The organism is Gemmobacter caeni, assembly GCF_003054195.1.
Lineage (GTDB): Bacteria > Pseudomonadota > Alphaproteobacteria > Rhodobacterales > Rhodobacteraceae > Gemmobacter > Gemmobacter caeni.
In genome coordinates this window covers 1-26,113 of sequence record NZ_QBKP01000026.1, presented here as the reverse complement: position 1 = coordinate 26,113, position 26,113 = coordinate 1, and the positions used below count along the sequence as shown (strand labels likewise).

General features: G+C 65.6%; 22 protein-coding genes and 1 pseudogene. 14 read left to right on the top strand and 9 right to left on the bottom strand.

The annotated features are described in order from the left end of the window. Positions 1-123: 123 nt before the first annotated feature. Positions 124-1,518, bottom strand: a complete 1,395-nt coding sequence (ahcY, locus tag C8N34_RS23295) for an adenosylhomocysteinase (protein WP_108130707.1) — start codon at positions 1,516-1,518, stop codon at positions 124-126. 86 nt (positions 1,519-1,604) lie between these two features. Here ahcY and C8N34_RS23290 point away from each other — a divergent pair, with 86 nt between their 5' ends. Further along, on the top strand, positions 1,605-2,225 hold the full coding sequence (locus C8N34_RS23290; RefSeq protein ID WP_108130706.1) for an HD domain-containing protein: 621 nt from the start codon (positions 1,605-1,607) through the stop codon (positions 2,223-2,225). 12 nt (positions 2,226-2,237) lie between these two features. Here C8N34_RS23290 and nadC read toward each other — a convergent pair whose 3' ends face one another. The 4 genes from nadC to torT all read right to left on the bottom strand — a co-directional run bounded on the left by nadC (position 2,238) and on the right by torT (position 6,884). Further along, positions 2,238-3,074 (bottom strand): carboxylating nicotinate-nucleotide diphosphorylase, encoded by an 837-nt coding sequence (nadC, locus tag C8N34_RS23285; RefSeq protein ID WP_108130705.1) that lies wholly within the window; start codon positions 3,072-3,074, stop codon positions 2,238-2,240. Further along, positions 3,074-4,621: an L-aspartate oxidase gene (locus tag C8N34_RS23280; RefSeq protein ID WP_108130704.1), complete on the bottom strand. Its 1,548-nt coding sequence runs from the start codon at positions 4,619-4,621 to the stop codon at positions 3,074-3,076. The genes nadC and C8N34_RS23280 overlap by 1 nt, the downstream gene beginning before the upstream one ends. Beyond that, the gene (nadA, locus tag C8N34_RS23275; RefSeq protein ID WP_108130703.1) at positions 4,618-5,676 is read right to left on the bottom strand and encodes a quinolinate synthase NadA; all 1,059 of its coding nucleotides are present in this window, start codon (positions 5,674-5,676) and stop codon (positions 4,618-4,620) included. Before nadA ends, C8N34_RS23280 begins: the two co-directional genes overlap by 4 nt. A 137-nt stretch (positions 5,677-5,813) precedes the next feature. Further along, the gene (gene torT / locus C8N34_RS23270; RefSeq protein ID WP_108130702.1) at positions 5,814-6,884 is read right to left on the bottom strand and encodes a TMAO reductase system periplasmic protein TorT; all 1,071 of its coding nucleotides are present in this window, start codon (positions 6,882-6,884) and stop codon (positions 5,814-5,816) included. Positions 6,885-6,951: 67 nt separating this feature from the next. Between torT and C8N34_RS23265 the strand changes: the two genes are divergently transcribed. After that, the gene (locus C8N34_RS23265) at positions 6,952-9,837 is read left to right on the top strand and encodes an ATP-binding protein (RefSeq protein WP_145693824.1); all 2,886 of its coding nucleotides are present in this window, start codon (positions 6,952-6,954) and stop codon (positions 9,835-9,837) included. On the opposite strand, the gene C8N34_RS23260 is transcribed toward C8N34_RS23265, so the two are convergent. Further along, positions 9,818-10,522 carry a response regulator gene (locus C8N34_RS23260; protein ID WP_054302010.1) on the bottom strand — a complete coding sequence of 235 codons (705 nt, stop codon included), beginning with the start codon at positions 10,520-10,522 and terminating at the stop codon, positions 9,818-9,820. The genes C8N34_RS23265 and C8N34_RS23260 overlap by 20 nt on opposite strands. A 189-nt stretch (positions 10,523-10,711) precedes the next feature. Between C8N34_RS23260 and C8N34_RS23255 the strand changes: the two genes are divergently transcribed. The 12 genes from C8N34_RS23255 (at position 10,712) to C8N34_RS23200 (ending at position 24,090) form a co-directional block, all read left to right on the top strand. Continuing rightward, the gene (locus C8N34_RS23255) at positions 10,712-11,656 is read left to right on the top strand and encodes an ABC transporter substrate-binding protein (protein WP_054302011.1); all 945 of its coding nucleotides are present in this window, start codon (positions 10,712-10,714) and stop codon (positions 11,654-11,656) included. Between the two features lie 96 nt (positions 11,657-11,752). After that, positions 11,753-12,784 (top strand): quaternary amine ABC transporter ATP-binding protein, encoded by a 1,032-nt coding sequence (locus tag C8N34_RS23250; RefSeq protein WP_108130700.1) that lies wholly within the window; start codon positions 11,753-11,755, stop codon positions 12,782-12,784. Next, the gene (locus tag C8N34_RS23245; RefSeq protein WP_108130699.1) at positions 12,781-14,730 is read left to right on the top strand and encodes an ABC transporter permease; all 1,950 of its coding nucleotides are present in this window, start codon (positions 12,781-12,783) and stop codon (positions 14,728-14,730) included. Before C8N34_RS23250 ends, C8N34_RS23245 begins: the two co-directional genes overlap by 4 nt. A gap of 148 nt (positions 14,731-14,878) precedes the next feature. Then, the gene (locus tag C8N34_RS23240) at positions 14,879-16,018 is read left to right on the top strand and encodes a 2OG-Fe(II) oxygenase family protein (protein ID WP_108130698.1); all 1,140 of its coding nucleotides are present in this window, start codon (positions 14,879-14,881) and stop codon (positions 16,016-16,018) included. 42 nt (positions 16,019-16,060) lie between these two features. Beyond that, on the top strand, positions 16,061-16,576 hold the full coding sequence (locus C8N34_RS23235) for a sigma-70 family RNA polymerase sigma factor (RefSeq protein WP_242013893.1): 516 nt from the start codon (positions 16,061-16,063) through the stop codon (positions 16,574-16,576). After that, on the top strand, positions 16,566-17,336 hold the full coding sequence (locus C8N34_RS23230; protein WP_108130696.1) for an anti-sigma factor family protein: 771 nt from the start codon (positions 16,566-16,568) through the stop codon (positions 17,334-17,336). The genes C8N34_RS23235 and C8N34_RS23230 overlap by 11 nt, the downstream gene beginning before the upstream one ends. A gap of 14 nt (positions 17,337-17,350) precedes the next feature. Continuing rightward, the gene (locus tag C8N34_RS23225) at positions 17,351-19,645 is read left to right on the top strand and encodes an O-linked N-acetylglucosamine transferase, SPINDLY family protein (RefSeq protein WP_108130695.1); all 2,295 of its coding nucleotides are present in this window, start codon (positions 17,351-17,353) and stop codon (positions 19,643-19,645) included. Continuing rightward, a complete protein-coding gene (rfbF, locus tag C8N34_RS23220) occupies positions 19,642-20,412 on the top strand; it encodes a glucose-1-phosphate cytidylyltransferase (protein ID WP_108130694.1) in 771 nt (256 codons plus the stop codon). The genes C8N34_RS23225 and rfbF overlap by 4 nt, the downstream gene beginning before the upstream one ends. Continuing rightward, positions 20,397-21,446 (top strand): CDP-glucose 4,6-dehydratase, encoded by a 1,050-nt coding sequence (rfbG, locus tag C8N34_RS23215; protein WP_199750758.1) that lies wholly within the window; start codon positions 20,397-20,399, stop codon positions 21,444-21,446. Before rfbF ends, rfbG begins: the two co-directional genes overlap by 16 nt. 1 nt (position 21,447) lies before the next feature. After that, a complete protein-coding gene (locus C8N34_RS23210; RefSeq protein WP_108130693.1) occupies positions 21,448-22,674 on the top strand; it encodes a class I SAM-dependent methyltransferase in 1,227 nt (408 codons plus the stop codon). Beyond that, a complete protein-coding gene (locus C8N34_RS23205) occupies positions 22,674-23,207 on the top strand; it encodes a dTDP-4-dehydrorhamnose 3,5-epimerase family protein (RefSeq protein WP_108130692.1) in 534 nt (177 codons plus the stop codon). Before C8N34_RS23210 ends, C8N34_RS23205 begins: the two co-directional genes overlap by 1 nt. Then, a complete protein-coding gene (locus C8N34_RS23200; RefSeq protein WP_108130691.1) occupies positions 23,200-24,090 on the top strand; it encodes an NAD-dependent epimerase/dehydratase family protein in 891 nt (296 codons plus the stop codon). The genes C8N34_RS23205 and C8N34_RS23200 overlap by 8 nt, the downstream gene beginning before the upstream one ends. A gap of 28 nt (positions 24,091-24,118) precedes the next feature. Here the strand turns inward: C8N34_RS23200 and C8N34_RS23195 are convergent, their stop codons facing one another. From C8N34_RS23195 to C8N34_RS23185, 3 genes and pseudogenes are all read right to left on the bottom strand, one after another. Beyond that, positions 24,119-24,310 (bottom strand): DUF2783 domain-containing protein, encoded by a 192-nt coding sequence (locus tag C8N34_RS23195; protein WP_108130690.1) that lies wholly within the window; start codon positions 24,308-24,310, stop codon positions 24,119-24,121. Between the two features lie 4 nt (positions 24,311-24,314). After that, complete coding sequence (locus tag C8N34_RS23190) at positions 24,315-25,940, bottom strand: FAD-dependent oxidoreductase (RefSeq protein WP_108130689.1); 1,626 nt, start codon at positions 25,938-25,940, stop codon at positions 24,315-24,317. A 60-nt stretch (positions 25,941-26,000) separates the two neighbouring features. After that, positions 26,001-26,113 (bottom strand): annotated as a pseudogene (locus C8N34_RS23185) (MBL fold metallo-hydrolase); the annotation flags it as partial.

Below are 26,113 nucleotides of genomic sequence, written 5' to 3'. Positions count from 1 at the left end.
GCCGGTTTTTTCCAACAAAAGCTGTAATTATCGCGCGGCAAAGCCTTGTCTGATGAAATCCGGCCCGACCTGCACGCCGATGAAGCGGGCGCGGGACAAACGCCCCGCGCCCGTTCAGATGATTCAGTAACGATAGTGATCCGACTTGAACGGCCCTTCGACCTTCACGCCGATGTAATCGGCCTGATCGGCGCGCAGTTCGGTCAGTTTCACGCCGATCTTCTTCAGATGCAGGCGCGCAACCTTTTCATCCAGCGCCTTGGGCAGGATGTAGACGCCCGGCGCATATTCGGCACCCTTGGTCCACAGCTCGATCTGCGCCAGGACCTGATTGGTGAACGAGGCCGACATCACGAAAGACGGATGGCCGGTGGCATTGCCAAGGTTCAGCAGACGACCTTCGGACAGAAGGATGATCTTGTTGCCCGAGGGCATCTCGATCATGTCCACCTGGTCCTTGATGTTGGTCCATTTGTGGTTCTTCAGCGCGGCAACCTGGATTTCATTGTCGAAATGGCCGATGTTGCCGACGATGGCCATGTTCTTCATCTCGCGCATATGCTCGATGCGGATCACATCCTTGTTGCCGGTGGTAGTGATGAAGATGTCTGCATCCTGCACCACATCCTCCAGCACGACGACCTCATAGCCGTCCATCGCCGCTTGCAGCGCGCAGATCGGGTCGACCTCGGTCACCTTCACGCGGGCGCCTGCGCCCCGCAGCGAGGCAGCCGAACCCTTGCCCACATCGCCATAGCCGCAGACCACGGCGACCTTGCCGGCCATCATCGTGTCGGTGGCGCGGCGGATACCGTCGACCAGCGATTCCTTGCAGCCGTATTTGTTGTCGAATTTGGACTTGGTGACCGAGTCGTTGACGTTGATCGCCGGGAAGGGCAGCAGGCCCTTCTTGTGCAGATCATACAGGCGATGCACGCCGGTGGTGGTTTCTTCCGAAACGCCCTTGATCGCGTCGCGCTGTTTGGTGAACCAGCCGGGGCTTGCAGCCAGACGCTTCCGGATCTGGTTGAACAGGCAGACTTCCTCGTCCGAGGTCGGCACATCGATCAGGCCGGTCTCGCCCGCCTCGACCCGCGCGCCCAGAAGGATGTAAAGCGTCGCATCCCCGCCGTCATCGAGGATCATGTTGCAGGTGCCTTCCGGGAACTGGAAGATGCGGTCGGTATATTCCCAATATTCCTCAAGGGTTTCGCCCTTGATCGCGAAGACCGGCGTGCCCGAGGCCGCGATGGCCGCCGCCGCGTGATCCTGCGTCGAGAAGATGTTGCACGAAGCCCAGCGCACATCGGCGCCCAGTGCCTTCAGCGTTTCGATCAGAACGGCGGTCTGGATCGTCATGTGCAGCGAGCCGGCGATGCGCGCACCCTTCAGCGGCTGCGATGCGCCGAACTCCTCGCGGCAGGCCATCAGACCGGGCATTTCGGTTTCCGCAATATCCAGTTCCTTGCGGCCGAAATCCGCGAGAGCGATGTCCTTGACGATGTAATCCTGCGGCATGCGCCGGTCTCCTTGCATTTCCGTTTGACGCTGAGATAGCACTCTGTAACTCGTGCGGCAATTGTCACGGGTCCAGTGGTAAATCTATGACGAGATCAGGAAACAATCGGGGCAAACCGGCGCGGGCCTGGCAAAGGATGCTGTCCGGTCGGCGGCTGGACCTGCTGGACCCGACCCCCATGGATATCGAGATCGCCGATATCGCGCATGGCCTGGCCTTCGTCGCGCGCTGGAACGGGCAGACCTCGGGCGACTGGCCCTATTCAGTGGCGGAACATTCGCTGCTGGTGGAACATATCTTCGCCCGGCAGAACCCCGGCATCGCGGCGCGCTGGCGGCTGGCGGCCCTGCTGCATGACGCCCCGGAATATGTGATCGGCGACATGATCAGCCCGGTGAAAGCCGCCATCGGCCCGGACTATGCCGAGCTTGACCAGCGCCTGACCGCCGCCATCCATCTGCGCTTTGGCCTGCCCGCCGCGCTGCCCGTTGCCATCAAGAAGGCGATCAAGGCCGCCGATACGGTTTCCGCCTGGGCCGAGGCGGTGCAGATCGCGGGATTCACGCGGGACGAGGCTGACCGCCTGTTCGGACGCCCGCCGCATGGGCTGGTCCCCGATCTGTCGATCCGGCTGCGCCCGCCGGTGCAGGTGCGCGCCGATTACACCGCCCGCCACCAGCAGCTTCTGGCCGAGATCGACGCCTAACGCGCCCCGCGCTCAGGCATCCAGCCCCAGATCGACCACCGGGGCAGAATGCGTCAGCGCCCCGACCGAGATGTAATCGACCCCGGTCGCCGCCACCTCGGCGATGCGCGGCAGTGCCATGTTGCCCGACGCCTCCAGCACCACACGCCCCGACGTCATGGCAACGGCTTCGGCCAGTGTCGCGGTCGTCATATTGTCCAGAAGCACGACATCCGCCACGCCCAGCGCCAGCACCTCCTCAAGCTGGTCCAGACGATCCACTTCGATCTCGACCCGCATCATATGGGACCGCGCCGCCCGCGCGGCCTCCAGCACCGGCCGGATTCCCCCGGCAGCGGCGATGTGATTGTCCTTGATCAGAATGGCATCCGACAGGCCAAAGCGATGGCTGGAGCCGCCACCGTGCCGCACGGCAGCCTTTTCCACCGCGCGCAGGCCCGGCGTGGTCTTGCGGGTGCAGGTGATGCGGGCGCGGGTGCCCCGCGTCTCGGCCACGAAGGCGGCAGTCAGCGTGGCGATGCCCGTCATGCGCCCGGCAAAGTTCAGCGCCACCCGTTCCGCCATCAGGATCGACCCCGCCGCCCCTTCAACGGTCATCAGCGTCGTGCCGGGTTCGAAACGGTCGCCATCCTCAGCCAGCGCCACAACCCGCAGCGCCGGATCGACCATGCGGAACGCCATCGCCGCCAGCCGCAGGCCCGAGGCAACCCCGGAACTGCGCGCGTTCAGCCGCACCGCCTGGCGCAGCCCCGGCGGGATGACCGCCGCGACGGTCGCATCGCCGGTCGGGCCAAGATCCTCGGTCAGGGCGTTGCGGACCAGGGGTTCCAGAAGAAGGTCGGGCAGCATCAGGCAGGTACCTTTTCATCACGAAGCGCCTCGGCCTCCGCCAGCGTCAGGCGGCTGCGGCGGGCCAGAGTGGGATCGGGTTGCGGATGGTCGGCGCGGAAATGCCCGCCCCGGCTTTCGCACCGCAACAGCGCGGCAGCAGCAATCAGCGTTGCCGCCGCCACCATGTTAAGCATCGGTTCCGGCAGCGCGCGCCGGGACATCAGGGCCAGATCCCCCAGCGCACGGCGCAGGCCGGATTCGCTGCGGATCACGCCGCAACAATCGGTCATCAGGCCACGCAGATCGGCCACCATGGCAGGGTCAGGGCCAAGCCCAACGACTTGCGGTGCCAGATGCACCTCCGGGGCTTCCCCAGGGGGAAGGTTCTCTGCCAGATCCGCCGCCGCGCGTGTAGCCATCACCAGCGCCTCCAGCAGTCCGTTGGAGGCCAGGCGGTTCGCACCATGCAGCCCGGTCGCGGCCACTTCGCCCGCCACCCACAGCCCCGGCAACGAACTGCGACCACGCAGGTCGCAAGCCACGCCGCCCATGTGGTAATGCGCGGCTGCGGCGACGGGGATGGGCTGTCGCGCCGGGTCGATCCCTGCCTGCGCACAGGCGGCGGCCACCGTCGGGAAATGCGCTTTTCCGTTTCCGGCAAAGATCGCCCGCGCATCCAGCGCCGGCGCCAGCCCGGACTGGCTTTGGGCAAAGACCGCGCGGGCCACGATGTCGCGCGGCGCAAGCTCGGCCGCCGGATGCGCGCCCGCCATGAAGCGCAGCCCCCGGCTGTTGACCAGCAACGCGCCCTCGCCCCGCAGCGCCTCGGTCGCCAGTGGCGCGGGGTCGCCGCCGCAGGCGATGGCGGTGGGATGGAACTGCACAAATTCCGCATCCGCCACCCGCGCCCCCGCCCGTGCGGCAAGGCCCAGCCCTTGCCCGCGCACCCGGCCCGGATTGGTAGTGATCGCATAAAGCCCCGCCGCCCCGCCCGAGGCCAGCAGAACCGCAGGCGTCTTCAGGAGAACGGGCTGCGAGGGCACGTCCGCGCGCCCCAGCCAGACGCCGGTGACGCAGCCGGACGAAAGCGCCAGCCGTTCCGCCGCAAACCCCTCCAGCACCTGAACCGAAGGAGTGTTGCGCAGGGCGGCGATCAACCGCGCCATGATGGCGGCTCCGGCGCTGTCGCCCTGCACCCTTGCGACACGCGCCTGCCCATGCGCCGCCTCGCGCGACAGGGCGAAGGCCCCTGCGGCATCGCGGTCGAACGGCACACCCAACGCCACGAGTGCCGCAACCGCCTCGGGCGCCGCCTCGGCCACGGCCTGCGCGACGGCGACGTCGACGATGCCCGCCCCCGCCACTACTGTATCGGCCACATGCGCCGCCACGCTGTCATCCGGCCCCAGCGCCGCCGCCACGCCGCCCTGGGCCCAGGCCGACGAGGCGCCCTGCCCCAGAGGATCGGGCGAGATCACCAGAACCGGACGCGGGGCCAGCCGCAGTGCCGCCGTCAGCGCGGCAATCCCCGCCCCCAGAATGACGATGCGGCCGGTCTCGATCATGCGGCGGCCTTCGCGGCGGAAAGCGCGATCATCCGCTCCACCGCCGCGCGGGCGGGGGCCACGAGTTCCGCCGCCACCTCGACCGGGGTCGTCATGGAATGCAGCGACCACAGCACCTTTTCCAGCGTGATCATCTTCATGTAGGGGCACATGTTGCAGGGGCCGACAAACTCCACCGCCGGATGGGCGTCGGCGATGTTCGAGGCCATCGAACATTCCGTCACCAGCAGGGCCTTCGCCGGGCGTTCGCGCGCGACGAAATCAATGATGCCCGAGGTAGAGCCGGTATAATCCGCCTCCGCCACAACATCGGGCGGACATTCGGGATGGGCGATGATGGTCGTATCGGGCTGGAACGCGCGGAAATCCCGCAGATCCTGCGCGGTAAAGCGTTCGTGGACGATACAGGCCCCGTCCCACCAGACCACCCGCTTTTCCGGCACCTGCCGCGCCACGTTCTGCGCCAGATACTTGTCGGGCGTCATAATGACAGTATCGCCCGGCAGTGCCCGCACGATCTGCGCCGCATTGGCCGAGGTGCAGCAGATGTCCGAGGCCGCCTTCACCGCCGCCGTGGTGTTGACATAGCTGACCACCGGCGCCCCTGGATACCGCGCGCGCATCACGGCGATGCCTTCCGGCGTGATCGCCTCGGCCAGCGAACAGCCCGCCGCCATGTCGGGCATCAGCACCGTTTTGCCGGGGTTCAGAATTTTCGAGGTCTCGGCCATGAAATGCACGCCACATTGCACGATCACCGGCGCGTCCACCCGCGTCGCGGCGATGGCCAGTTGCAGGCTGTCGCCCACCACATCGGCGATCCCGTGATAGATTTCGGGCGTCATGTAGTTATGCGCCAGAACCACCGCGCCGCGTTCCGCCTTCAGCCGGTTGATCGCCTGAACATAGGGCGCGTGCATGGCCCAGTCGGCAAAGGGCACCACCCGCGCCATACGGCCCCAGATCTCACGCGTCTGCTCTGCCAGATCCAGCGAGGGGGCAAGATCATAGGCATGGGCAAGGTTCTGCCGGATTTCGGTCAGGCTGGGCGACATCGGGCGTTCCTCCGGGCAGCAAGGGGCTGCGCAGGCTCTACACAAGAAGGGGCTGAGTCGCAATCTATTGAAAATAATGAATTATTTGTTTGCCTGCAAACAAAATTGCCGTTGAACAGCCCGGCACCAGCGCCGGATCAGGGCGGCGGGGCCAGCGAAAAGACCGGCACGAAACTGGCCGGAGCCAGTGAGCCTTCGACCACGGCAGGGCCGGCAGTTTCCGCGGTTACCACGAGGATCGGCGGCCCGGCATGTGTCAGCTCCAGCCGCCCCTCCAGCGCCCGAACCGCCATCTCGACCGAAAGCCGACCCTGCTCAACGGGAAAATCGGTGGGCGCTGCCATGATCCGCCCCCGGATCACCCCGCGATAGACGGCATGACTCAGATAGGTCGAAACAACCCGCACGCGATCCGTCGCGCCCCGCGCCCGCAGGATCGACACGGCGGCTTCGGCCATCGGGCCACTTCCCACCAGATAGTCGATGTCGGGCCGCTGATCCAACGCCTCTTCGACCAGAAGCACCTGCTGCTCCAGCCCGGTATCCCCATAAAGTGTCGTCACGATTTCTGCTGAACTGCCGGCGATGGCCGACCGGAACCCCTGTTCGACAAAACTGACCCAGCCCGCCCCTGTCGGCCCCGGAAACCATGCAAGCCGCACCGGCGCGCTGCCGCGCGGATGGCGCGCGGCGATGAAACGCCCGGCGGCGGCGCCCATTTCCGTCCAGGGAACACTGGCCTTGCCGGAGATTCCCCGATCGTCGATGTCGTTCACCGCCGCGATAACGGGTTTGCGCGCCGCCAGAGCCTCGACCAGCGGGGTCAGCCCGTCATAAGAGACCGTTCCCAGAATCACGGCATCGAATTCAGCCCCCGAACAGCCTTTCAGCTGCTCAGCCTGCCGGTCGAGATTGGGGTATCCGCCAGCCTCGAACACATCGAAGGCCACACCCAGCCGCCGCGCCTCTTCGACCATCCCGTAATTGACTGACAGCCAGTAGGCGTCTTTCAGGTGCGGATAAAGAATGCACAGCCGCCACGGCCGCGTGGCATGATCCAGCGGGTGATAGTTTACCGGATGGGCCGGGCTGCTGTCATCGAAGGGAAAGCTGCGCGCCTCCAGCTTCCAGACCGTTTCGGCAAGGGCGGGCAGGCTGGCGCCCAGCCATCCGGCAAGTGCAAGGGTAAGGCCCGGCAGTTTGCGCATCTTCCCCCCTCTCCCCTTCAGCGGAAATGATGTTAACCTGCGGTGAACAGCACCCCAGAGGCAAGCATTGCGTATCCTCGACTACAAATCGAGCCTCGGCGGGCGGCTCATGCTGGCCGTCCTGCTGATCGCGGGCTTTCCGGTCGCGACCGGCATTCTGGGCTGGTTCGAGTTGCAGGATGTGGCGCGCATTCAGTCGCGCGTGGTGACCGAGGCGATTCCGGCGATTTCCGAAGTGCGCGGCGTTGCCGAGGAAACCAGTCGGGTCGTCGCCATGGCCCCCGAACTGGCGGCCGTCACCGACGAGGCGCAGCGCACCGAACGATCCGCCTTCCTGTTCGCGCAGGCGGACGCGCTGCGGGACCGCCTGACCCGGCAACCCGCAGTCCGGGGCGAGGCGCTGGCCCGCGTGCTGGAGGCAGAGGCGGCGGTGCGTCAGGCTCTGGTGGCAATCGACGGGCAGGTCCGGCAGCGCATCCATCTGATCGCCCGCCGTGACGCACAGTTGCAGGCGGGCCGCATTGCCGCAGTCGAACTGACCGAAATCGCCGATACGCTTGTGGCCAATGCCGAAATGGGTGCGGCAGCGGTCATTTCCAGCCTCTATGACCTTGAAATGGACCCGGCCTCGGGCCTGCATACCCGGCTGGAGGCACTGGACAAGCTGATCGAGGTCGATCTGTTCCAGATGGGCCTGATGTTCGAACTGCGCGCCCATGCCTCGGAGGTCGGCTTGCTGCTGAACCGTGTGGCGGGGGTACGCAGTCAGGACGAACTCGATGGCATCCGGCAGGATCTGGACCTGCGCGCCAAGGTGATCGCGCGGCGTCTGGCCTCGGTGAACGATCCACGCCGCGCCGAACGGGCGCTGGTGTTGCTGCGCACCATCGGCTCGGGGGTGGCGACACCGCCGGAAACTGCCACGCTGTTCGAAACCGCCGGTTCGGTTCTGGTGCTGACCGATCACATCGCCACAGCGGAAACCGAACTGCGTCAGGCCGCTGTGACGCTGGAACTTGCGGCGGCGGCGCTTGCCGACGGGATCGAGGCACGCGCGGTCGCGGCAGGACGGGCCGCCGAACAGGCGATCACCGCGACGCAGCGGCTTTATGCCTTTTCGGCCATGCTCGCGCTGGTTCTGTCGATGGCGGTGCTGTGGTTTTATGTGCGGGGCAACCTGATCCGGCGGCTGGATGCGCTGTCGGCCCGGATGACCGGGCTGGCCGAGGGTGATCTTGGCCCGATCATCCAGCCGGACGGCGCCGACGAGATTGCAGGGATGGAACGCGCAGTCGAGGTGTTCCGTCTGCAAGCCATCGCGAACCGCGCCTTCGCGACCGAGCGCGAGCGCCATCTGCAGGAATTGCACCGCCACCGCAACGAGCTTCAGCAACTGGTGGACGAACAGACGGAACAACTGCGCGGCGAGGTCGCGGCGCATGATGCCGCCCGGGCCCGTGCCGAAGCGGCGGACCGCGCAAAGTCGGAATTTCTGGCGATGATGAGCCATGAAATCCGCACGCCGATGAACGGGGTTCTGGGCATGTTGCGCAGCCTGCCGCAGGAAGGGCTGACGGATCATCAGGCCGCCCGCATCAATGTTGCCCTCGCCTCGGGCAATGGCCTGATGGGGCTTCTGAACAGCATTCTGGATTATTCCAAACTGGATCAGGGCACCGCCGACACTGAAAGCATGGCCTTCGACCTGACGGAGGCGCTGCATGATATCACCCTGCTGATGGCGCCGGTGGCCGAGGAGAAGGGCTTGCAGTTGCGCACGGTGCTGCCGGAAGCGCCGGTCCCACCCTTGCAGGGCGATATGGGCAAGCTGCGGCAGATCCTGTTCAACCTGCTGTCGAATGCCGTCAAGTTCACCGCCACAGGCGAAGTGGTGCTGCGCGCCATTCTTCTGCCGACCGACGGGCGCGACGGCGTGTTGCGCCTGCGCTTTCAGGTCGAGGATACCGGAAAGGGCATCGCACCCGAGGCGATGGAGCGGATTTTCACCCCCTTCCAGCAAGAAGACGCCCAGACCGCCCGCACCTATGGCGGCACCGGGCTTGGCCTGTCGATCTCGCGCAGGCTGGCCGGGTTGATGGGTGGGATTCTGACCGCCGAAAGCCGCGCGGGCAAGGGCGCGACGTTCACCCTGACCGTGCCGTTCCAGCGCGCCGAGGCCGCGCCTGCCGACAGGATGATCACCCTGCCGGAACCCGCCGCACGGCCGCTGAAGGTGCTGGTGGTCGAGGATCACCCGGTCAATCAGGAGGTCGCGCGATCCTTCCTGCGGACGCTCGGGCACCATTGCACCCTGACGGAAACCGGCGAGGCAGCGGTGGCGCTGGTGGCTGAGGGCGGCTTTGACGCCGTGCTGATGGATGTGAATCTGCCCGGCATTTCCGGCATCGAGGCAACCCGCAACATCCGCGCCCTGTCCGGCCCGATGGCCGCGCGGCTGCCGGTCATCGGCCTTTCGGCCCATGTGCAGCCCGAAGATGTGCAGGCCTGCCGGGCTGCGGGCATGAATGACATCATCGCCAAGCCGCTGTCGCCGGAAACGCTGGTTGCCGTGCTGAACCGCCACAGCCAGGCCCCCGCAGTGGCCGCCTCGGTCCAGGCAGCACTGGCCGACCTCGGGCCGGACCAGACCCGCACCCTTGTCCGGCTGATGCTGGAATCGCTGCGGCCGGGGGCCGAGGCTGTCATCGCGGCGGTCCGCGCCGGGGACCGGACGGCGCTGTCACGCCAGGCGCATCAGCTGAAAAGCGCGGTCGGTAATTTTGACATGCCCGAGCTTCTGGCGCTTCTGTCCGGGCTGAACCGGACGGATGCGCTGCCGGATGAAGCCACGCTCGCCGCCTTGCGGGCTGCTGTCGCGCGGGCGGAGCATGATCTGCGTGACACGCTGTCCGTACTGTCCGCGCCTGTGCCGTTCATGCCAGCGGCGCAGTGAACACATAGCCCTCGCCGTGCGAAGTGCCAAAGATCCGCGGGACTTTCGGGTCATCGCCGAATTTCTCGCGCAGGCGCTTCACCATCACATCCACCGTCCGCGTACTGGTCACGTTGCGTCGGTGCGTGATGGCCGACAGCAGCCTGTCCCGGTTCATCACGATTCCGGGGTTCAGGACGAAAGCGCGCAGCAGTTCGTATTCCGCGCGGGTCAGCTGGATCGACTCTCCCCCCGCCCCGACCACATGCCGCGCCGCCGTGTCGAAGGTGAAACCGGCAAAATGCACCACCCGGCGCGCCAGTTGCCGCATGGCCGCCGTGCGGCGCAGCAGGTTCTTCACCCGCGCCAGCAATTCGCGACGGTTGAACGGCTTGCAGACATAGTCATCCGCCCCCAGTTCCAGCCCGACGATGCGGTCGACATCATCGGTGCGGCCTGACAGCAGGATGATACCGATTTCCGACCGCGCCCGCTGTTCGCGCGTGATTTCCAGCCCGTCCTTGCCGGACAGGTTGATATCGACGATCAGCAGATCCGGGCTTTCCTGGTTCAATACCCGTTCAGCGGCCTCGGCCCCCGCACAGACGGTCACGCGATAACCGAAGGTTTCAAGATACCCGGCAAGTGCGGTCCGGGTTACCGCATCGTCTTCGATCACAACGATATGCGCCGCTGCTGAGGTCAAGGGTCGATCCGCCTCGTCTTGCTGGTTGATATTCTGTTAACATCTTGTAACAACTTTTTCCAGCCTGTTCATCCCGGTGGTCTGACCTGTTCACAAGCGCTGGCTAACATTGCCTCTCAGGAAAGATGTCACCTTTCCGGGGAAAAACGCCGCCCCGACACCGGCGCCAGACAACAGGGACCGAAAACCATGCAGAACAGAACGCGCCTGCTCATCTCCACAGCAGCTCTTGTGCTGACCACCGGAACCGCAATCGCCGAGGATTCCCCGGACCCGATCATCATTCCGATTCACAACTGGTCCAGCCAGATCGTGATGTCCAACGTCGTCGGACAGATGTTCCAGTCGCTTGGCAATTCCGTCGAATATGTCTCGACCGACAGTCAGGCGGTGTACGAGGCGATCCGTCTGGGCGATGCCACGCTGGAGCTGGAGGTCTGGGAAGGCGCCTTCGGCAATTCGTTCCGCGCGGCGGTCGAGAAGGGCGGCATCCACGACGTCGCCACCCATACCGCCATCACCCGCGAGGACTGGTGGTATCCGATGTGGACCAAGGATGCCTGCCCCGGCCTGCCCGACTGGAAGGCGCTGAACGAATGCGCCGGGCTGTTCGCCACGCCCGAAACCGGCGACAAGGGTCGTTTCCTTGGCGGCCCGGTGGACTGGCTGAAACATGACCAGGAAAAGGTCGATGCGCTTGGCATGAACTTCGTCGTGGTCAATGCCGGATCTGCCGCCGCGCTCTGGGCAGAAATCGCCGCAGCGGAGAAAAGCAAGACCCCGATCGTCCTGTTCAACTGGACACCCAACTTCGCCGAAGCAGTCTGGCCCGGCGAATTCGTGGAATTCCCGGCCTGGGAGGAAGGCTGCGACAAAGACCCGGCAAAGGGCCCGCTGCCGGACAAGGTTTATGACTGTGGCAATCCGGCCAATGGCTATCTGAAGATCGCGGCCTGGGACGAGATGAAGACCAAATGGCCCAAGGCCTATTCGGTGCTTCAGAAAGTGAATTTCACCAATGCCCAGATCGCGGAAATGGCCAAGCTCGTCGATGTGGACGGCATGGAACCCGAAGATGCCGCAGCGGAATGGCTGACCGCGAACGAGGCCGTCTGGAAGCCCTGGACCGAGTGACTTCGCCCGAGCGTACGTCCGTCACTTCCCTGTGACAGCACGCCCAACTCCACCCGGCCTGGCCGGGTGGCCCTTTCTTCCCTGCGAGGTCCGGCAATGGCTCAAGACAAAAGTGTGATTTCCTGCAAGAATGTCTGGAAGGTTTTCGGCGATCACCCGGCGCAGCTGGCTGGCCGGCTGGGCCCCGACACCACGATGGAGGAACTGCGCGCCAGCGGCCATATCGCGGCGGTGCGCAACGTCTCTCTCGATATCGCACGCGGCGAGATGCTGGTGGTGATGGGGCTGTCCGGTTCGGGCAAATCCACGCTGATCCGCTGTCTTGCCCGGCTGATCGACATTACCTCCGGGGCGATCACGGTCGAAGGTCGCGATCTGGGCGCGATGACGGAAACCGAGCTGATCGACCTGCGCCGCCGCAAGATGGGCATGGTGTTTCAGAGCTTCGGCCTGCTGCCGCATCGCACCGCTCTGGAAAACGTGGCCTTTCCGCTGGAAATGCGTGGGCAGGACCGGATTTCGCGCATCGCGCGGGCCAGCGAGATGCTCAATCTGGTTGGTCTGGGTGGGCGCGAAGGCTATTTCCCGCGCGAGCTTTCGGGCGGGCAGCAACAGCGTGTCGGCATCGCCCGCAGTCTGGCGGTAGAGCCGGACATCTGGTTTCTGGATGAACCCTTTTCGGCGCTGGACCCGCTGATCCGGCGCGAGATGCAGGATGAATTCCTGCGACTCAAGGCCATGATGGCCAAGACCATCGTCTTCATAACCCATGATTTCGACGAGGCGCTGCGCCTTGCCGACCGTATCGCCATCATGAAGGACGGCGCGGTCGAACAGATCGACACGCCCGAACGCATCGTCATGGCCCCCGCCACGCCCTATGTCGCCAAGTTCACCTCGGCGGTGGATCGTGCAAGGGTGGTACATGCCGGGGCGCTGGCGCTGCCGGTGAGTGGGCGGTCCGTCGAGGGCACGGCGCTGCCCGCTACCGAAACGCTGCACACGCTGGCCCGCCGCATCCTTCAGGACGACCGGCCGATGATTCCGGTCAGCGGTGCGGATGGCAGGATCAGCGGCGTGATCGACCGTGCCGCCGCGCTGGATCTTCTGCTGGGGCCTGCGGCATGAGCGGCGCCCTGTCCCGCCTTCCCCGGCCCGCGCTGGCCCTGTTCTGCCTTGCGGCGCTGCTGTGCCTCGGCCGCTTCATCCTGCCGGACGGGCTGATGCGCCTGCCGGAGCCGTTGATCCTGCCCTTTGCCCGCTGGATCAACACGGCTTTTGCCTTCCTGCGCGATGATCTGGGCCTGATGGTGGTCACCCGCGCCATTTCGGATGCGGTGGAATTCTGCCTCGATGTGACGGCAAACCTGCTTTACGGCAAATCGCGCTGGCCCATGCTGGGGCCGATCCCCTGGGTGGTGATCGCCGCCACCATGGGTATGGCGGGCTATGTTCTGGCCGGATGGCGCCTGGCACTGCTGTCGGCTGGAACCTTCGTCTGGATCGCGGTCATGGGCCAGTGGAAATGGGCGATGGAGACGCTTTCCGTCATCGTGGTCGCGGCGCCCTTCTCGGTGCTGCTGGGGATACTGGCGGGCACGCTCGCGTGGCGCTTCCGCCGGGTCGAGCGGGTGATGAACCCGATCCTCAACATCGCGCAGTCGCTGCCGCATTTCGCCTATATGATTCCGGTTGTGGTGTTCATCGGCGTCGGGCCGAAAGCGGGCGCCATCGTCACCATCATCTTCTCGGTGCCACCGATGATCCGCATGACGCTGCTGGGCCTGCGCGCTGTGCCGCCCGAGATCATCGAAAGCGGCAAGATGAGCGGCACAACCAAATGGCAGCTGATGCGCAGCGTCCGCATTCCGGCGGCCCGGACCGAGCTGCTGATCGGGATAAACCAGGTCATCATGCAAAGCCTTGCCATGGTGGTGCTGGCCTCGTTCATCGGCATGCCGGGGCTGGGGCAGAAGCTGCTGAACCTGCTGCAATCGCTGAAGATCGGGCTGTCGGTGGAAATCGGCATCACCATCGTACTGCTGGCCGTGGTGCTGGACCGGCTGTCGAAGGCCTGGGCGCTGAAACAGCCCGAGCATCTGACTGCGGGCGCATCCTGGATGGTGCGCAACCGGCATCTGCTGATCTGGCTGGGGCTTTGCGCTGCCGGCTTCGCGCTGGCTGCCCTGCATCCCTATTTCGCGGTGGTCGAGCGCAAGCAGGCGCTGACCCTCGCCGGACCGATAGATGCCGGGGTGGACGGCTTCATCCGCCTGGTCACCCCGCTGACCGACTGGCTGCGCTGGTTCCTGATCACCTGGGTTCTGATCCCGCTGCGCGACGGCTTCCTGTGGCTGCCCTTTTCGGCGGTGCTGGCCTTTCTGGCCGGGCTGGGATGGCTGGTCGGCGGCGCGCGGTCTGCGCTGATCTGTCTGGCCTTCATCCTGCCGATTGCCCTGTCGGGCTGGTGGGACCGCGCCATGATCACGGTCTATACCGTCACGGTGGCCGTTGTCATCGCGCTGCTGATCGGCCTGCCGCTGGGGGTATGGGCCGCGGGGCGCCCTGCGCGCGCCAGCCGGTTTATCCTGATCTGCGACACGCTTCAGACCTTCCCCAGCTTCATCTACCTTATCCCGGTGGTCATGCTGTTCGGCGTCAATGACGTGGCGGTGATCGCGGCGGTGATGGTGTTTGCCACGGTCCCGATTCTGCGTTTCACCATCGAGGGTCTGCGCGGCGTGCCCGCCGAAACCATTGAGGCCGCCGCCATGTCAGGCGCCGGTCCCCGACAGGTTCTGTGGCATGTGAAACTGCCGCTGGCCGTGCCCACGCTGGTGATCGGCGCCAATCAGTCGATCATGTTCGCCCTCTTCATGGTCATCATCGCCGCCTTCATCGGCACACAGGATCTGGGGCAGGAAATGCAGCGCGCCCTGTCGTCCACTGACGTGGGCAAGGGGCTGGTGCTTGGCTTTGCCGTCGCCTTCATGGGGCTGATGGCGGATCACCTGCTGCTGACCTGGGCCGCAGGCCGCCGGAAAAAGCTGGGCGCCGCGCAATCCGCCGCCTGATCCGCCGGCCGCAGGGAAACCACCGCCCCGGATCCGGGGCGGTGGTTTCCGTTCGGGGGGGTAACGCCGGGGCGCGCGGATCTTTTTCGGGATGAAAGCCGCGCATGGCTTCGTATGTGTCAGGAATTTCCCCTGAACACGGGCCAGCATGTCAGACGCCTTTGCCATTTCCGCGACCATGCCGCTGCCCGGCGATCCGGCCCCGTGGTTCTACCAGCGCACCCCAGCCAATCCCCGCTTTGCCTTCGATACCACAGCCGGACGCCATATCGCGCTTTGCTTTCTGGGCTCGACGCGGGATGCACAGGCGCAGGCCGCCATCCGCGCGGTTCTGGCCCGGACGGACCTGTTCGACGACGAACACGCCTGCTTCTTCGCGGTCAGCAATGATCCCGGCGACGAGGCGCAGGGCCGTCTGGCCAACCGCACACCCGGCTTCCGGGTGTTCTGGGATTTCGACCTGTCGGTGGCCAAACTATATGGCGCGGTTCCGGCCGATGCGGATACAGCCGCCAGACAGCTGGCCATGAACCGCTTCTGGCTTCTGCTGGACCCGACGCTGCGGGTGGTGGCCACAATCCCATTCCGCGCCGATGGCGGCGATGTGGCCGAGTTCCTGGCGCTGGTGGAGGCGCAGCCCGCCCCCGGACGCTTTGCCGGCATTGATCTTCAGGCGCCGGTCCTGTTCCTGCCCCGGCTGTTCGAGCCTGACCTTTGCCGTCATCTGATCGGACTTTACGAGTCCCATGGCGGCACCGAAAGCGGCTTCATGCGGCAGGTCAACGGCCGCACTATCGGCATGACAGACCGCAAGCACAAGCAGCGCAGCGATTTTGACATCACCGACAAGGATCTGATCGCCAGCCTGCAAAGCCGCTTCCTGCGGCGCGTCGTGCCGGAAATCGCCAGGGCACACCAGTTCAGGGTCACCCGGATGGAGCGGTATATCGTTTCCTGCTATGCTGCCGAGGATGGTGGCCATTTCGCGGCACATCGCGACAATACCACCTCTGGCACCGCGCATCGCCGGTTTGCGGTTTCGGTCAACCTCAACGACGATTTCGACGGCGGCGAGGTCAGCTTTCCCGAATACGGGCCGCGCGGCTTCAAGGCACCGCCGGGCGGGGCAGTGGTGTTTTCCTGCTCGCTTCTGCACAAGGTGAGCCGCGTAACCCGGGGACGTCGCTATGCGTTTCTGCCATTCCTGTATGACGATGCCGCCGCGCATCTGCGCGAACGCAATGCGGCACTGGTCGGAGAGAAAGGATCGGGCTATCGCGCGGGATGAAACCGCGCGCCGCTCCGTATACCGGGCATGAAGAGTTTTGACGTGACCCCCCATCTGGAGCCGATGCGCCGTTACGCACGGGTTCTGACGCGTGCCGAAACGGAAGCGGACGATCTGGTTCAGGGCGCCCTGCTGAAGGCCTATGAACGGCGCGGCAGCTTCCGGGCGGGCGCGGACCTGCGCGTCTGGCTCATGGCGATCCTGCACAATCTCTTTATCGATCAAAGGCGCGCGCACCGCGCTTCGGTCGCACGTGAACAGGCCTGGGCCGACAGCAACCCCGGATTTTCGCCGCCCGAAGGCGAACATGTCGTCCGGCTGGAGCAACTCCGCCAGGCATTTCTCGCGCTGCCCGCCGAACAGCGCGAGGCGCTGCATCTGATGGGGGTCGAGGGGCTGAGCGTGACCGAGGCCGCCACAATCCTCAATATCCCGGCCGGAACAGTCATGTCACGGGTCGGCCGGGCCCGTGCCGCCCTGCGGCGTTTCGAAGACGGCCCCGCCGCCCGGGCGGTTCCCCCTTCCCTCAAACTGGTGCGAGGCCAAGATGACAGGTGATCCCCAGGACCAGATCGAGACGGATATCGCCGCCTTCATCAACGATCAGCTTGACGGCGAGCAACGCTATGCGGTGGCAGAACATCTGTCGCGGCATCCGGGGCGCGCCGCAGAAGTGATGGCCGAAATGCGCCTCACCGAAGGTTTGCGGCTGGCCATGGCTGCGGTGGAAAGCCCCCCTCCGCCGCAGATGCGGCTGGCCGCAAGCCGACTGGAGACAGGGCTTGCGCAGCGCCAGTCACTGCGCCGCTGGCTACCTTTCGCCGCAGCGGCGGCGATGTTTGTCATGGGCTGGACCGCACAGGGCCTTTACCCCCGGACGCCCGAAACCCCCTCGGGCGATATTGCCCGGCTTTTCGAGACCGCACTGGACGTGCAGGATGCCGTGAGCCTGCGCATCGCGCTCAGCAACGATCTTGGCCCGATGCCGAAAGATCCCACCCGCATCGCGGCCCGGCTGGGCATTGATCTGCCACGGCTGCCGCAGGGCTGGTCGATCCGCGCCGCGCAGATCGTGGCCACGCCGGAACGTCCGGGCGTCGCCCTGGTCATCGAAACGCCTGATCTGGGGGAAATCCTGCTGTTCAGCGTGCTGCGCAGTGTCGACGGACCGGACATGCCCGCCACGGCGACCGCCCGTGGAGACGGCGCGCTGGCGTTCTTTGAACGCAACCGCACCGCCTTTGTGCTGGTCGACAATTCCGGCACCGCCACGGATTTGCGGCGCGGCGCGGAAGTGCTGCGCCATCGGTTCAACTGACGGTGCCGCAGCACATGAAAGACATCCGCCTGACCCCCGCCGAGCTTGCCCTTGCCTCTGCGCAGGAGGCGCTGGATCGCAGGGATCTTCAGGGTGCGGTCACCGCTTTTGCCCAGGCAAGGGCAGCAGGCGCCTCGACACGGCTGACCGCGCGCGGCCATGCGCTTGCGCTGTCCGAACTGGGCCGCCACGCCGAGGCAGTGGAAGCTTTCAAGCCCCTGTTTGCCAAGGCGCAGAAGGATGGCGCCACTGTCAATCTGATGGGGGTTCTGCTGAAACGCGCCGGGCGGCTTGGAAAGGCTGCCGAAGTTCTGGAGCTTGCCCGCAAGCTGCGCCCGCATGACCGGTCACCCTGGCAGAACCTTGGCAATGTCTATGAGGCTCTGGGCCAGCCGGATAAGGCGGCGGCCTGTTTCCGCAGTGCCCTGAAGATCGAGCCGACATCGGCAACGCTCTGGCGGCTTCTGGGGCGTCAGCAGATGGCACTGTCGCAAACAGAGGAAGCCTGCGATTCCTTCCGGCGTGGCCTGGCTCTGGCGCCGCGCGATACCGAGATGACGGCGTTTCTGGTTCAGGCGCTTCAGGTTGCCGGGCGCGTGGACGAGGCGCGCGCCCTGATTGCAAAGCTGTGCGAAGAGCGGCCCGGGGACAGCGAACTGGCTGTCATCGACGCGCGGCTGTCCTTTCGCAGCGGCGATGTGGCACGGGCTCAGGCCATCCTGAACGCGGTTCTGGCGCAGGACCCGGCACATCTGGCCGCCAACCTGCAACTGGCCAACCTGATCGGGGACAGTGATCGCGAACAGGTGAACCGGGCGCTGGAACGGGCGGTCGCGGGTCATCCCGACAGTTTCGTGGCGCTGGACCGGCTGACCGAAAGCCTGTCGCGCAGCCGGTATGGCAACGAGGCGGATCATATCGAACGGGCCTACCATCTGGCCAAACGGCTGATGGAACGGTTTCCAACGCGCATCCCCGAGGCCGCGCGTACCCTGCGGACCATCCTGCAACGGGTGCTGGACGAAGACCGGATGGCGCAGACCGGCAGCCTGGACAACCTGCTGCCGCTTTGGCAGGCCCAAGGATTGCATTCCTCGGTTCACTATGAACTGGGGCAGGTGCAGACCCTGGACGACCGGCTGAAGCTGGTGGACTGGCATCGGCAATGGGGACGCCGCGTTGCCCGCCAGATCACCCCGGTTCCGCCCGTCGCCCTGCCGGCGCTTGCCGGTGGCCGCAAGCTGCGCGTGGGCTTCATGTCCTCCGATCTGCGGCACCATCCGATCACCTATTTCACCCTGCCGTTGCTGGAAAACTATGATCGCGATGCGGTCGAAGTCTTCTGTTATTCCTTCAGCGAGAAGGAACCCGATCAGGTGCAGCGTCATCTGGAAGCGCAGGTGACCGGCTTTCGTCACTGGCCGAAGCGCCCGGATGATCAGGTGGCCGAAGGGATCGCGGCGGACGGGCTCGATATCCTGTTCGAACTCGGCGGGTCCACGGCGATGAACAAGCTGGAGGTGATGGCCCGACGGCCCGCGCGTCTGGGGGCAAGCTGGCTGGGCTATCCGCATTCGGCGGGGCTGGAACAGATCGACCTGATCCTGACCGATCCCTATCTCCAGCCCGAAGACCCGCGCCTGCTGATCGAACGGCCCTTCGCGATGCCCGAAACCTGGGTCGCTCTGTCGCGACTGTTCTGGCCGCACGAGATCGCGGAGGGCACGCCGCAGACGCGCAAGGGCCATCTGACCTTCGGCACGGCGAACAATCCGTACAAATACACCCCCGCCTGTCTGGACGCCTGGGCGGCGGTACTGCGGGTCGTACCGGGATCGCGGTTCCTGTTCCTGCGGCCCGAAGCCGGGGTCGGAAGCTTTGTCGCGGGGGCGAGAGCCGCCTTCGCCCGCCGCGATGTCGACCCGGACCGGCTGGAGTTCATCGGTGTCCGTGGCGATCATATGCGCCACTACAACGAAATCGACATCGCGCTGGATACCCTGCCCCATGTCGGCGGCACCACGACCTGCGAGGCGCTCTGGATGGGGGTGCCCACGGTCAGCCTTGTCGGCGCGGGCTTTCCCGAGCGGCTCAGCTATTCGAACCTGTCCAATGCGGGGCTGGGCGATCTGGCGACGCTGTCGGTCGCCGATTATGTGTCCGCCGCCGCCGGTCTGGTGGCCCATCCCGCCCGCCGCCTTGCGCTGCGCCACGGCCTGCGCGCGCAGATCGCCGCGAACCCTCTGGGCCAGCCCGCGCGGTTCACCCGGAATTTCTATGATCTGGCCAGAAAGGTGGCATCCGAGTGAAGGCAGTCATTCTGGCAGGCGGGCGCGGCACGCGGCTTTCTGAAGAAACCGGGCTGAGACCCAAGCCCATGGTCGAGATCGGTGGCCGCCCGATCCTGTGGCATATCATGAAGATCTATGCCGCTCATGGTATTCAGGATTTCATCATCTGCCTTGGCTATCGCGGCTGGCAGATCAAGGAATACTTTCTGAACTACGGTCAGCTTTCCTCGGACCTTACGGTCGATCTGGCCAATGGTGCCGTCGAAGTGCTGCGGCCCGCCGCCGAACCCTGGCGGGTGACGCTGATCGACACCGGCGAGGAAACACAGACCGGCGGGCGTCTGGCGCGGGTCGGGCACCTGCTGCGCGATGACCCTGCCTTCTGTCTGACTTATGGCGATGGGGTCGGCGATGTGGACATCGGTGCCGCGGTCGCCTTTCACCGTGCACACGGGCGGCAGGCCACGGTTACCGCCGTAACGCCGCCGGGCCGGTTCGGGGCGCTGGAGCGGAAAGGCAACCTTGTCGGCGCCTTTACCGAGAAACCGGCAGGCGACGGCGGCATGATCAACGGTGGTTTCTTTGTCCTGTCGCCGGAAGTGCTGGACCGGATCAGGGACGATATGACCGTCTGGGAGCAGGAGCCGCTCAAGAGCCTCGCGCGGGATGGTGAGTTGATGGCCTTCGACCATCACGGCTTCTGGCAGCCGATGGACACGCTGCGCGACCGCGATCAGTTGCAGAGCCTGTGGGAAGAGGGCCGGGCGCCGTGGAAGCTGTGGTAAGGCGCCCCGATCCCCGGTACTGGGCCGGGCGCCGCGTGCTGCTGACGGGGCATACCGGCTTCAAGGGTGCCTGGGCAGCGCGGATGCTGGCCGCGCTTGGTGCAGATGTCACCGGCTTCGCCCTCCCCCCCGCAGCCGGGCCTGCGGCCTTCGGGGCACTGAACGTGGCCCAGGATCTGGCGCGGGATCTGCGCGGCGACCTGCGGGACGCTGGGGCGGTCAGGCAGGCCGTCGCCGGGGCGGAGGTCGTGTTGCATCTGGCGGCGCAGGCGATCGTCTCGACCGGATACCGTGATCCGCAAGGCACATGGGACAGCAATGTCACCGGAACCCTGCACCTGTTGCAGGCCCTGCGCGGCTCCGGTGCCACAGCGGCGGTCATCGTCACTTCGGACAAGGTTTACCGCAATGACGGCAGCCCCGCCTTCGTCGAGACCGATGCCCTGGGCGGCGATGATCCCTATTCCGCCTCCAAATCCGCCTGCGAGATTCTGGTTTCCAGCCACCGGGCCAGCTTTGCCGATCTGCCCGCGCTTGCGACGGCGCGGGCGGGCAATGTCATCGGCGGCGGGGATTTCGGGCCGGACAGGCTGATCCCCGATCTGGTCCGGGCGCAGCAGGCAGGCGAAGTGCTGCGTCTGCGCAACCCCGACGCGACCCGGCCGTTCCAACATGTGCTGGATGTGGTGGCAGGATATCTGCTGCTGGCCGAGACCCTGGCCACGGGTGATGCCCCGCCAGCCGTCAACCTGGGGCCGGCCGAGGCCGAACTTCCGGTGCGCGACCTTCTGGCCGGCTGGCAGGCGGCGACGGGCCGACCGCTGGACTGGCGTCTTTCCGATGCGCCCCCGATGCCCGAGAAATCACGCCTCGCGCTTGACAGCGGTCTGGCCCGCCACCGTCTGAACTGGGCACCTCGCCTTGGCACGGCACAGGCCCTGACCGAAACGGCCCGCTGGTACGATGCCTGGGCCCGCGACACCGATATGGCCGCGCACAGCGATCAGGCCATCAGCCGCTATCTGGAGATCTGACATGGCCGATGCCGTAACCCGTTGCCGCGCCTGCGATGCCCCTTTCGGCCCGGTCCTGTGCGATCTTGGTACCATGGCCGTCGCCAACTCCTACCTGCCGCCAAATGCGGACAGGGCCACCGAACCGCGCTTTCCCTTGCGAACGGTAGTCTGTTCCACCTGCCGCATGGTCCAGCTTGACCATGTGGTCGATGCCAGCGCGATTTTCAGCGATTATGCCTATTTCTCGTCTGCCTCCGCCTCGTGGCTCGGTCATGCGCGGGCGTTTTGCGATACGATGACCGCGCGGCTGGGTCTTGGCCCGAAATCGCTGGTGATCGAGGTCGCCTCGAACGACGGCTATCTGCTGAAGAATTTCGTGGCGACTGGCATCCCCTGTCTCGGGATCGAGCCTGCGGCCAATGTGGCCGAGGTCGCCCGCGCCGCCGATGTGCCGACGGAAGTGGCCTTTCTGACGCCGGAAACCGCAGGGCAACTGACCGCCCGGCATGGCCGCGCCGATCTGGTGGTAGCCAACAATGTGCTGGCGCATGTGCCCGATATCAACGGCTTTGTCGCCGGTCTCGCCCTACTGTTGGCGCCCGAAGGCGTGCTGTCGGTTGAGGTGCCGCATCTGCTGAACCTCGTCGATCAGGTGCAGTTCGACACGATCTATCACGAGCATTATGCCTATTGGTCGCTGCTGGCGGTGGAGCGGCTGTTCGCCCGCCACGGGCTTCAGGTCTTCGATGTCGAAACTTTGCCTACCCATGGCGGCAGCCTGCGCATTCTCGCTTCGGCCACTGTGCGCCCGGCCTCGCCCGCGCTTCTGGCGCTGCGCGCGGAAGAGGCAGCGCGCGGGCTGGACAGCGACGATTTCTACAGGGGCTTCAACGCCCGCGTCCGCAAGGTGCTGCAAGGCTTTCAGGCCTGGCTGGCGGCCAAGACCGACATGGGCCGCAAGGTAGCAGCCTATGGCGCGGCGGCGAAGGGCAATACCTTCCTGAATGCCGCGCGGGTGCGCCCTAAAGATCTGCTGGCGGTGGCCGATCTGTCAGCCGCCAAACAGGGCCGCCTGCTGCCCGGCAGCCATATTCCGGTGATTGCCCCGCACGAATTGCTGGCGATGGGGCCGGACGAGATTCTGATCCTGCCCTGGAACATCGCGCCCGAGATCGTCGGCCAATTGCGCAGCGCCGGATTTGCCGGGGGTCTGTGGACCGCAGTGCCGGAAATGCGGCGGCTCTGATGCGGCAGGCCCCGACACCCCTGCCCGACGTCTGGCTGGTGGAAAGCCAAAGCCACGAAGATGCGCGGGGCGGTTTCCGGCGGTCATGGTGCGCCGCAAGCTTTGCCGCGGCAGGGGTCGATTTCACGCCCGTTCAGGCCAGCCTGTCCACCAATACGGCTCCTCATACCCTTCGCGGCCTGCACTGGCAGGCCGAACCGAAGGGCGAACAGAAGCTGGTGCGCTGTGTGGCGGGCCGCATTCAGGATGTCGCGCTTGACCTGCGGCCCGAAAGCCCCGGCTATCTGCGCTGGCATGCGGTGGAGCTTTCGGCGGAAAACGGTGCGGCGCTGCTGTTGCCGCGCGGGGTTGCGCACGGGTTTCTGACGCTGACCCCCGGCGCCGTGGTGGAATATCTGATGGATGTGCCGCACAGTCCCGAGGCCGCACGCGGCGCCCGCTGGGACGACCCGGCCTTTGGCATCCGCTGGGCAGCACCGCCCGCGGCCATCTCGGGCCGTGACCGCGACTGGCCGGATTTTGTACATGGCTGATCCGGTTACGCTGACCGGCGCTACCGGCTTCGTCGGTCGGGCCATTCTGGCAGAGCTGCGGTTTCGCGGCATCCCGGTCCATGCGGTCAGCCGCCATCCCGGCCCGGCCCAAACCGGGGTGATCTGGCATCGGGCAGACCTGTTGCGCAAGGAAGACCGCGCGCGTGTTGCAGGGCTGGCGCCGCTGTTGATCCACGCCGCCTGGGAGGTGCCGCATGGCAGCTTTTGGACCGCCCCCTCCAACACGGCATGGCAGGCCGCATCGCTGGATTTGATACGCCGGTTCTGCGCGGCGGGCGGGACAAGGGTTCTGGCGCTTGGCACCTGTGCAGAGTACGATGCGCAGATCGCGGGACCATGGAATGAAGACCGTCTGATCGCCCCCTCAACCCCCTACGGGCAGGCCAAGGCGGAGTTGCATTGCGATCTGGCGGCGGTCTGTGGCACCGGGCTGGTCTGGGCGCGCCTGTTTCACCTTTATGGGCCGGGCGAGGATCGGCGCAGGCTGGTGCCATCGCTGATCGACGCCATACGACAAGGCCAGCCCGCAGAGGTCCGCGCATCGGGTCTGATCCGCGATTTTGCTTCGACCGCCCATGTGGCGCACTGCATCGTTACACTGCTGCTGTCAGGCGCAACGGGAGCTTTTGACATCGGCTCCGGCGCGGCCCGAAGCCTGGGCGCGCTGGCGCAGATCATCGCCGGGGAACTGAGCGCGCCGGATCTGCTGCGGCTGTCATCCCCGGCACAAGCCGCCGAGACCGCCATCATGGCGCCGGAACTGCACCGGCTGCGCGCCGCCATCGGGCCTTGTGACGAGCGCCCCGAAACGGCTCTGGCGGCCCATGTGCGGGCCGACCGAGAGGCCACTCCCTCTGTCTGACAGGCTCGCGACGGCGCGCTCAGTGGGTTTACTTGCCCACCTGTGCCAGGGCCAGTGCCTGTTCCAGCACCGCCGCATTCCCGATCTGGTTGGCCAGGACGAGGATCAGCCGCGCATTCAGCGCCGCGCTTTCCTCATCGCTCAGCCCGTCATGGGCGGCGATCAGCCGGGCATAGAAACCATCGGGATCGGTAATATTCGGGGTCAGGATCAGATCCATCTTCTTACTCCTTGCCGCAGGCATGACCAACGGCGCGTCGCACAGCGGATTCGTCAAAAGCGGCCCAGCGGGCGGCGACATGTTGGTCGGGGCGGATCAAAAGCACGGCTGACGTGGCCCCGCCCAGATACCGCTCTGCCAGTGCGCCGGTCGCATCATCGTTGACCGACAGCTTGACGCGCCGCAGCGCAATGCCCCCCACATCCAGTTGTTCCGGCGCATCGGCGTCGATTGTCAGCAGCACGAAGTCCCCGCCCAGCCTGTCCAGCACGAAACCATCAGCCAGCGGAGCATCGGGGCAGGGCGCACCCGGCCGCGTGCGCGCGGGGGCCTCGGGCAGGGCATCCTCGCCATTCAGCGGCCCGTTGTCATAGACACAGGGCAGTGACAGCCGCCCCGAATTTACCAGCGGGCGGGCGAAGGCATGCTTTTCCGCCAGTTGCAGAACCGCGTTGCGGAAAGTGTGGCTGATCTTCGATTTCGGCGTGATGAAATCGGTGGAACGGCTGGAGTTCAGGATGTTCTCGTCCGCCGCGAAACACCGTTCGGTATCATAGCTGTCCATCAGGCTTTCAGGCGCCTGCTCCTTCAGCACCAGACCCAGTTTCCAACCAAGGTTATCCACATCCTGCATGCCGGAATTGGCCCCGCGTGCCCCGAACGGCGAAACCTGATGCGCGGAATCCCCGGCAAACAGCACCCGGCCATGGCGGAACCGCTTCATGCGGCGGCACTGGAACGTGTAGATCGAGGACCAGACGATGTCATAGCCCAGCCCTTCGCCAAGGAAAGCATCCAGCCGGCGGCGGATGTTTTCCTCTTTCATCTCTTCCTTGCGGTCGACGTTCCAGCCGATCTGGAAATCGACCCGCCACACATCATCCGGCTGTTTGTGCAGAAGGGTCGAGGCCCCCGCGCCATGCGTGGGTTCGAACCAGAACCAGCGCTCGGTCGGGAAATCGTCATTGTGCATGCGGATGTCGGCGATCAGGAAGCTGTCCTGAAACACCCGCCCCTCGAAATCCAGCCCCATCATGCCGCGCAGCGGGGACGAGGCCCCATCACAGCCGATCAGCCAGTCGGCCTCGATCCGGTACGGTCCTTCCGGCGTCATGATGTCCAGAACGACGTGATCGTCCCTCACTTCGATGGCGTCCAGCCGGTTCTTGCCGCGAATTTCAATCGGTGTGCCGGTGGCCTGCAATTCACGCACACGCTCCACCATGAAGCGCTCGAAATAGGGCTGTTGCAGGTTGATGAAGGCCGGATACTTGTGCCCGGCCTCGGGCAGCAGGTTGAAGTCATAGATCTGGCGATCCTCGTGGAATACCTTGCCAAGGTTCCAGACCACGCCCTTTTCCACCATCGGCCTGCCGCAACCGTAGCGGTCGGCGATTTCAAGGGTGCGCTTGGCAAAGCAGATGGCCCGGCTGCCCATGCCGATGCCCTCGTGATCGTCCAGCACCAGCACGGGGATGCCCTGCTGGCCCAGATCCAGCGCCGTGGCGATGCCGATGGGGCCGCCGCCGACGATGACCACCGGATGCCGCACGGGCTGCGCCGCATCCTGATCAGAGGAGCGTTCGTAGGGGTATAGCTTGAAAGCCAGGCTGTAACGATCGTTCAGCACGTCAGCATCCTCCGGGGAAATGTCGGGAGCGGGGGCCGGGGTTGCCGACCCCCGAAGGGATCAGCCTTGCAGGGCTTCCCACATTTGTTGATCGCGTTGTGCGGTCCAGATTTTGGGAGTGTCGATGCCTTTTGCTTCGTCGTATGCGCGGGCGACGTTGAAGGGGAGGCAGT